Origin of the sequence: Streptomyces sp. NPDC051987 (genome assembly GCF_040680735.1) — a bacterium.
In the GTDB taxonomy this organism is placed as follows: domain Bacteria; phylum Actinomycetota; class Actinomycetes; order Streptomycetales; family Streptomycetaceae; genus Streptomyces.
In genome coordinates this window covers 1-6,945 of record NZ_JBFAXI010000176.1, presented here as the reverse complement: position 1 = coordinate 6,945, position 6,945 = coordinate 1, and the positions used below count along the sequence as shown (strand labels likewise).

6 protein-coding genes and 1 pseudogene are annotated in these 6,945 nt (G+C 71.5%); 5 read left to right on the top strand and 2 right to left on the bottom strand.

Annotation, left to right across the window (positions count from 1 at the left end; translation table 11 throughout):
* Nucleotides 1-141: 141 nt before the first annotated feature.
* Nucleotides 142-438, bottom strand: coding sequence for a (2Fe-2S)-binding protein (locus AB0M11_RS40870; RefSeq protein WP_167449907.1), 297 nt, complete (start codon nucleotides 436-438; stop codon nucleotides 142-144).
* A gap of 336 nt (nucleotides 439-774) precedes the next feature.
* Between AB0M11_RS40870 and AB0M11_RS40865 the strand changes: the two genes are divergently transcribed.
* Nucleotides 775-1,779: a helix-turn-helix transcriptional regulator gene (locus AB0M11_RS40865; RefSeq protein WP_365713976.1), complete on the top strand. Its 1,005-nt coding sequence runs from the start codon at nucleotides 775-777 to the stop codon at nucleotides 1,777-1,779.
* Between the two features lie 65 nt (nucleotides 1,780-1,844).
* Nucleotides 1,845-1,952: pseudogene (locus AB0M11_RS40860) on the top strand (helix-turn-helix transcriptional regulator); the annotation flags it as partial.
* Here AB0M11_RS40860 and AB0M11_RS40855 read toward each other — a convergent pair.
* A complete protein-coding gene (locus tag AB0M11_RS40855) occupies nucleotides 1,915-2,997 on the bottom strand; it encodes a helix-turn-helix transcriptional regulator (protein ID WP_365713974.1) in 1,083 nt (360 codons plus the stop codon). The pseudogene AB0M11_RS40860 and the gene AB0M11_RS40855 overlap by 38 nt on opposite strands.
* 393 nt (nucleotides 2,998-3,390) lie before the next feature.
* Here AB0M11_RS40855 and AB0M11_RS40850 point away from each other — a divergent pair, with 393 nt between their 5' ends.
* Genes AB0M11_RS40850 through AB0M11_RS40840 form a run of 3 tightly spaced genes read left to right on the top strand, consistent with a single transcriptional unit; the run spans nucleotide 3,391 to nucleotide 6,711 of the window.
* Complete coding sequence (locus AB0M11_RS40850; protein WP_365713972.1) at nucleotides 3,391-4,938, top strand: circularly permuted type 2 ATP-grasp protein; 1,548 nt, start codon at nucleotides 3,391-3,393, stop codon at nucleotides 4,936-4,938.
* Nucleotides 4,935-5,867, top strand: coding sequence for an alpha-E domain-containing protein (locus AB0M11_RS40845; RefSeq protein WP_365713970.1), 933 nt, complete (start codon nucleotides 4,935-4,937; stop codon nucleotides 5,865-5,867). Before AB0M11_RS40850 ends, AB0M11_RS40845 begins: the two co-directional genes overlap by 4 nt.
* A gap of 1 nt (nucleotide 5,868) precedes the next feature.
* The gene (locus AB0M11_RS40840; protein WP_365713968.1) at nucleotides 5,869-6,711 is read left to right on the top strand and encodes a transglutaminase family protein; all 843 of its coding nucleotides are present in this window, start codon (nucleotides 5,869-5,871) and stop codon (nucleotides 6,709-6,711) included.
* Nucleotides 6,712-6,945: the final 234 nt, after the last annotated feature.

Sequence of the window (6,945 nt, the reverse complement as noted above, 5' to 3'; positions counted from 1 at the left end):
CTCGTGTGTTCACCGGCCCCGCCCCCCCCCAACCTCCAACTACCCCCACCAGAAGCCCCCGGGTCCTCCAGTCCCCCACCCCGCGCCCCCCCCGCTGCGGGGGGAAGCACCTGAGCGATCTTTTACGACGGGGGAATCGCGTCAGGCACTGCGGGGGGTGGCCGAGATGGTCCTCACGTCCGGGACGTCCGGCTCAGCCAGCCGGTGGTCCCGTTGGTCCAGGTTCACAAAGATCATTCCGTACCGGATCGCACACCGCACGGGCTGCGGCGCACCCCGGGGCTTGCGCAGGCACCGGTACGCCCGTACGTCCTCGTCCTCGTCCCGCGTGACGACGACCGGCTCACCGAAGACGGTCACCATCAACGAGTCACCGCTGTGGGGGATGGCGGTGACCAGGTCGATGAAGTGCCAGCCGGACCGGTAGGCGGTGGCCATTTCACGGCGGAAGGATCGGTCGTCCGGTGGGGTGGTCACGTCAGCTCCCGGTTCCCTCTGCGGTGGATTCCAGCACCACGCTCGGCCAACTGGTGTTCGCGCGGACCTCGCCCTTCGCGTCCGAAAACCCTCTTGAGGCACCAAGAACCGCGACGGCGGACAGGACCGCGACAAGCGCCGAGCGAAGCAACCTGTTACGCATGATCGACTTCGTCCTCACTTGAAGTTTCCTCTCCCCCGTCAAGAAAGACGATGGCTCATTCGGGCACGTGATGGCCACACAATGAGTGCATCATGTTCCTGCATGTTCAGGACCCTGGGGGGTGGATATACGGGATGAATCACACAAATGGGACACATTCCCATGCGGTGACGGAACTGTGTGAGGAAGGTACCCGAATCTACGCAGCAGCTCTGCGCAGTGGAGGCATCGCGCGCGCGGAGGCCGACACCGCCCCCTGCCTGACGGAGTTCGGTCTGCTCCTTCCCGATCCGGACGATCCTGACCGGCTGCGCCCCACCCCTCCCTCGGTCGCCCTCAGCAGACGGCTCGGCCCCATCGAACAGGAGATCTCCGAACGCCGCCGTCTGTCCACCGAACTTGCAGAGGCCTTCGAGCCATTCATGACGCTCAGCACTCAGCTGGGTGCCTCCAGTGACTCCATCGCCGTCCTCGAAGGCGGCGACCGCATCAACGCGGCACTCAACCTGGCGACCTCGCAGTGCCAGACCGAGGTGCTCAGCGTCCAGCCCAGCGACCGCATCTCCGAGCGCAGTGTCCTCCGGGGCATGGAGCGCGACCGGCCGATCATCGAGCGGGGCGTGCGCATCCGCACCCTCTACCAGCACACGGCCCGGTACAACCCGGAGAAGCTGGCCTACGCCGCCTTCCTCGCCGACGGCAAGGCGGAGTACCGCACGATGGACGAGATCGTGGAGCGCCTGATCATCTGTGACGAGACGGTCGCCTTCATCCCCATCCGCGACGACCAGCAGGTCGCGCTCGAAGTGCGCCATCCCGGCCTGGTCCGCTACCTGATCAAGGTCTTCGAGTTCATGTGGAGCCGCGCCGTACCGCTGGGCGTGGACGGCCCCTACGAGGCGGCCTCCGACGGCATCACCGACATCCAGCACTCCATAGCCAAGCTCCTGGTGGAGGGCCACGTCGACGAGGCCATCGCGCGCCGGCTGGGCATGAACGTCCGCACCTGCCGGGCACACATCGCCAAACTGGCGCAAGCACTGGGCAGTGGCAGCCGGGCCCAACTCGGTTACCTCATCGCGCAGTCCGGGATCCTGGACAGCGACACCGCCCCCGCCGGCCCGAACAGACACCCATGAGCGCGCAGCCCGTTCCGCCGGTACCGCACCGGACCACGGCTCGACCGGTCCCTGCGCGGTGAGGATCGAGGCGTACCCACATCGCCGAGCCGACCGTGACCCTCGGCAGCGAGAGCCGCGCCCGGCTCGGCTGCCTCATCGGACGCTCGGGGATCCTTGATCGGGAAGCCTGATGGTGGCCGTCGCGTCGGGCGCCGTGCGGGTCGCTTCCGGCACGCCGCCCGCACCGCCCGGTGGCCGGTCCAGGCCGACCTGTGCGATGCGCACGCCCAGTTGGGTACGGCTGGCCGCGCCCAGCGTCTCCGAGAGACGGGCGATGTGGGCCCGGCAGGTGCGGACGCTGATGCCGAGCCGCTCGGCGATCACCGCGTCCTGGTGGCCCTCCGCGAGCAGCGCCGCGATGGACTGCTCCCGGTGCGAGATGCCCTCGATGCCGGTGTCGGGGAGCGGGGCGGTGAGCGGGATCGCGAGTCGCCACAGGCGTTCGAAGACCGTGACGAAGTACTCGACGAGAGCCGGGTGGCGCAGTTCCAGGGCCATCGTGCGGTCCGCGTTCGCGGGAATGAAGGCGACCGTGCGGTCGAAGAGGATCAGCCGGTCGATGACCTCGTCGAGCGTGCGGGCCTCGACCGCGTCGCCCATCAGCTCCAGGTAGTTGAGCAGGCCCTGGCCGTGGCGGGCGACGTGGGTGTAGAGGTCGCGCATCCGCACGCCGCGGCCGCGCAGGGCGACGGCCCGGTGCAGCCCCTCGCTCAGTTCGGACTCGCGGCGGATGCCGCCGGGCTGCACGGTCAGCACCTCCTGCGTGCAGGCCTGGGTCGCCTCGTCCATGGCCGCCTGGATCCGCGACAGCCCGTCGAGCACCCTGATGGCCGCCGTGCCCTCCGCGGCGGCCGACACGGCCCGCACCTGGCTGCCCAGACCGGCGTACCACTCGAACGCCGCCACCGCCGAGCCCACCCGCCGCTGGCTGCCCGTCACCTCGTCGTACACCCCGCGCAGCAGCCGGGTCATGACCTCCTGCGGGGCGGTCGGCACCAGCCAGTCCATGTCGTCGGGGTCGGGGTGGAGCAGCGCCAGCTCCAGCAGGCAGGGCACCGCGTCGGCGTCCGTGCGCGGCACCCGGCCCCGGCGCACGGCCCGGGAGTACACGCGGTCCCCGACGGCGCACAGCCGGTCGGCACCGTGTGGATGCTCCTCCGTCCCGTGCCCGGCCATCGACCATTCCACCCCCGGCTTGCTGCCTCTTCCGCAGCGCAACTATGAGCGGTCCGGACCGGGTCCGCAACACGGCTGCCCTCGTCGGGGGCGCCGTAACACCCCGCTTCGCCCCGATATAACCCCACCTCAGCAGGCCGCGTTGCAACAAGATGACGGTGGTGGCGGCGGGGCCTCCGCGACACCTGTGGGAAGCGCTTCCCACGGGTGTCGCCGGCACCCGGCGGGGCCCGGTCCGTCTTCCCCCGATCGGGCCGGGGCCCTGGGCAGCGCACCCACCGGGGAGGTGCCTTGCCGGGAGGTCCGCTCGCGAACACGTGGCGCGGCGGTCCTGGCGAATCCCCGAAATCCGCCGGTGATCGCCGCGTTACGCGCCCGCTCTAACGTCCCTGCATGGCGGACATATTTGACGCGTACGCGTTGGCCGACGCGTGGGACGAGATGTTTGTGCGGCCGGGTGAGGTCAGGACCGCCTATGAGCCGGTACTGGCGGCACTCCAGCCGATCGAACCGAGTGAACTGCGCTTCAGGGCCGACCAGATGGCGCGGGCCTTCACCGACCGCGGGGTGACCTACGCCTTCGCGGGCGAGGAACGGCCCTGGCCCCTGGACCTGGTGCCGAGAATCCTCGACGCCCTGGAATGGGATCTCATACGAAGAGGCGTGGCCCAGCGGGTCCGGGCCCTGGAGGCCTATCTGGCCGACGCCTACGGACCCGCGCGGGCCTTCGAGGACGGGGTGGTGCCCTGGCGGCTGCTGCTGGGCTCGCCGCACTTCCACCGGGCGGCGCACGCCGTGGAGCCACCCGGCGGGGTGCGCATCCATGTGGCGGGAATCGACCTGGTCCGGGACGAGGCCGGCGACTTCCGGGTGCTTGAGGACAACGTGCGGGTGCCGAGCGGGGTGTCGTACGTCATCGAGAACCGCAGGGCGATGACCCGGATCTTCCCCTCGCTCTTCGCCGAGCAGCACGTGCTGCCGGTGGACGGCTACGCGGGGCGGCTGCTCGCCGCCCTGCGCGCCGCGGCGCCCGGCGGGGCGGCGAGCGATCCCCGGGTCGTCGTCCTCACCCCCGGGCCCAGCAACGCGGCCTACTTCGAACACGCCCTGCTGGCCCGGCTGATGGGCGTGCAGCTGGTGGAGGGGCACGACCTGGTGTGCCGGAGCAACCGGGTGTGGATGCGGACGACGCGCGGCGAGGTACCGGTGCACGTGGTGTACCGGCGCCTCGACGACGACTTCCTCGATCCGCTGCAGTTCCGCCCCGACTCGGTGATCGGCTGCCCCGGCATCCTGAGCGCCGCCATCGCCGGTAACGTCACACTCGCGAACGCCATCGGAAACGGCATCGCCGACGACAAACTCCTCTACACCTACGTCCCGGACCTGATCCGCTACTACCTCGGCGAGGAGCCGGTCCTCCCCAACGTGGAGTCCTACCGGCCTGATGAGCCGGGCCAGTTGGCGGCGGTCCTCGACCAGCTGGACCAGCTGGTGGTGAAGCCGGTGGACGGGGCCGGCGGGCAGGGCATCGTGATCGGCCCGAAGGCCGACAAGGCAACACTGGAACGCACTCGCAAAGCAGTCGCCGCCGACCCGCGCGGCTTCATCGCGCAGCGCCCGGTCGCTCTCTCCACCTCCCCCACCCTCGCGGGTGAACGGATGGCCCCGCGCCACATCGACCTGCGGCCGTTCGCCGTGAACGACGGCGACGACATCTGGGTGCTGCCCGGCGGGCTCACCCGGGTCGCCCTCCAGGAGGGCAATCTGATCGTCAACTCCAGCCAGGGCGGGGGGTCCAAGGACACCTGGGTGCTCGCCGAGGGTCCCGCCGAGCGCCCCGAGCCGGTCGGCGCGGGCCCCATCCCGGCGATCGTCCCGCGCCGCCTCGGCCCGGACGGGACCCGTGCCGTCGTACCGGAAGGAGCGCACCAGCAGTGAACGACGTGATCCTCTCCCGCATCGCCGAGTCGCTGACCTGGACCGGGCGGTACGTCGAACGGGCCGACGCCACCGGCCGGATCCTCGACGCCTATCTGCACCGGATGCTGGAGGACCCCTGGCGCGACGAGGACGCCGCCTGCCGGTCGCTGTACGCGATCCTCGGCGTGGACGCCGGTCCGGAGCAGGTCGACATGCAGCAGGTGCTGGAGCAGCTCGCCTTCGACGCCCGCTCCACCTGCTCCATCGAGGGCGCGCTGGGTGCCGCCCGGCTGAACGCGCGCAGCGCCCGCGAAGCGGTCTCCTCGGAGATGTGGGAGTGCCTCAACTCCACCTGGCACGCGCTCGGCGACCAGCGGCGCGCGGCCCGCCGTACCGGCCCCTACGCCTACCTGGAGCTGGTCCGCAGCCGGGCCGCGCTCTTCTTCGGACTGGCCGACTCCACCATGAGCCGGGACGACAGCTGGCGGTTCGTCGTCCTCGGGCGGAGCCTGGAGCGGGTGGACATGACGGTACGGCTGCTCTCCGTGCGCGTGCTGGACGCGGCGCACGCGCCGGACTGGCCGACGCTGCTCAGCGCGAGCGGCGCCGACGAGGCGTACGCGCGGGTGCACACCGGGTTCGGGGACACCCCGCGCGTGGCCGAGTTCCTGCTCCTCGACCGGGACTTCCCGCGTTCGGCGCTGCACGCGCTGACCACGGCGGAGGAGTGCCTGGCCGCGCTCGGCCGGCCCCGCCAGGACCCGGCCCGCTCCCCCGTCGGCCGGGCCCGCACCCGCCTCGAGTACCTGGACACCGCGTCCCTGGAGGAGCAGCTGCCGGTCCTGCTGCGCGAACTCCAGCAGGCGTGCATGGCGTGCGCCGACGCGGTGGCGGAGCGGTTCTTCCCGTACCAGGGGCCCGTGCAGTGGGCCCAGGAAGGAGCCTGAGATGGCTCGTCGCCTCCGGATCCGGCACACCACCCGGGTCTCCTACGCCCAGCCCGCGGCCTCCTCGCACAACGAGGTCCGGATGACCCCGCTGACCCTGCCGGGGCAGACCACGCTGGACGCGCGGGTCACGGTGCAGCCGGCCACCGCCGTCTGGTCGTACTGGGACTACTGGGGCACCCAGGTCACCGGCTTCGACCTGCTCGACCCGCACGAGGACCTGACGATCACCGCGTCCAGCCTGGTGGAGACGGCGGCGCCGGGGCCACTGCCGGCCGCGCCGGGGTGGGCGGAGCTGACCGAACGGGCGGCGGGGTCACGGCTGCTGGAGTTCGTGACGCCGACGGGGCGTACGTCGGTGCCGGGGAAGCTGGTGAAGAAGGCGCGGGGCGCGGCGGCGGGGCTGGGGCCGCACGAGGCCGCGGTGGCCGTCTCCGGGATGGTGGCCGACCGGGTGACGTACCTTCCGGGGGCGACCGGGGTGAACACGTCCCCCGCGCAGGCGTGGGCGCAGCGGGCGGGTGTCTGCCAGGACATCACCCACCTCACGATCGCCCTGCTGCGGGGGCTGGGGCTGCCGGCCCGGTACGTCTCCGGGTACCTGCACCCGGAGCGGGAGGCCGAGCTGAACCGGCCGGTGGCCGGGCAGAGCCATGCGTGGATCGAGTACTGGGCCGGGGAGTGGTGCGGGTACGACCCGACGAACCGGGTGCGGGCCGGGGAGGACCACGTGGTGGTGGGCCGGGGCCGGGACTACGACGACGTCACGCCGCACAAGGGGATCTACCGGGGGGTGCCGGGAGGGGCACCGGAGGTGACGGTGGAATTCACGAGGGTCGCGTAGCGGGGGCCGACGCGGACCGCTCACGCAGTCGTGCCTGCGCGGGCCGGGGGCTTCACGCGGGTCCCGTAGTCACGCCTGCGCGGGCCGGTGGGCTTCACGCGGGTCCCGTAGTCACGCCTGCGCGGGCCGGTGGGGGCTTGGCGCGCAGTTCCCCGCGCCCCTCGGCCGCGAACTGAGTGAGTGCGAGCAGGTGGTGCTGGTGGTGGCGGGGCAGGCGGTGGTACTGAGGTAGCA

Excerpts from the sequence above, each read along its gene's own strand:
- AB0M11_RS40865 (WP_365713976.1), top strand. The coding sequence starts at position 775 with ATGAATCACACAAATGGGACACATTCCCATGCGGTGACGGAACTGTGT.
- AB0M11_RS40840 (WP_365713968.1), top strand. The coding sequence starts at position 5,869 with ATGGCTCGTCGCCTCCGGATCCGGCACACCACCCGGGTCTCCTACGCC.
- AB0M11_RS40850 (WP_365713972.1), top strand. The coding sequence starts at position 3,391 with ATGGCGGACATATTTGACGCGTACGCGTTGGCCGACGCGTGGGACGAG.
- AB0M11_RS40870 (WP_167449907.1), bottom strand. The coding sequence starts at position 438 with ATGGCCACCGCCTACCGGTCCGGCTGGCACTTCATCGACCTGGTCACC.
- AB0M11_RS40855 (WP_365713974.1), bottom strand. The coding sequence starts at position 2,997 with ATGGCCGGGCACGGGACGGAGGAGCATCCACACGGTGCCGACCGGCTG.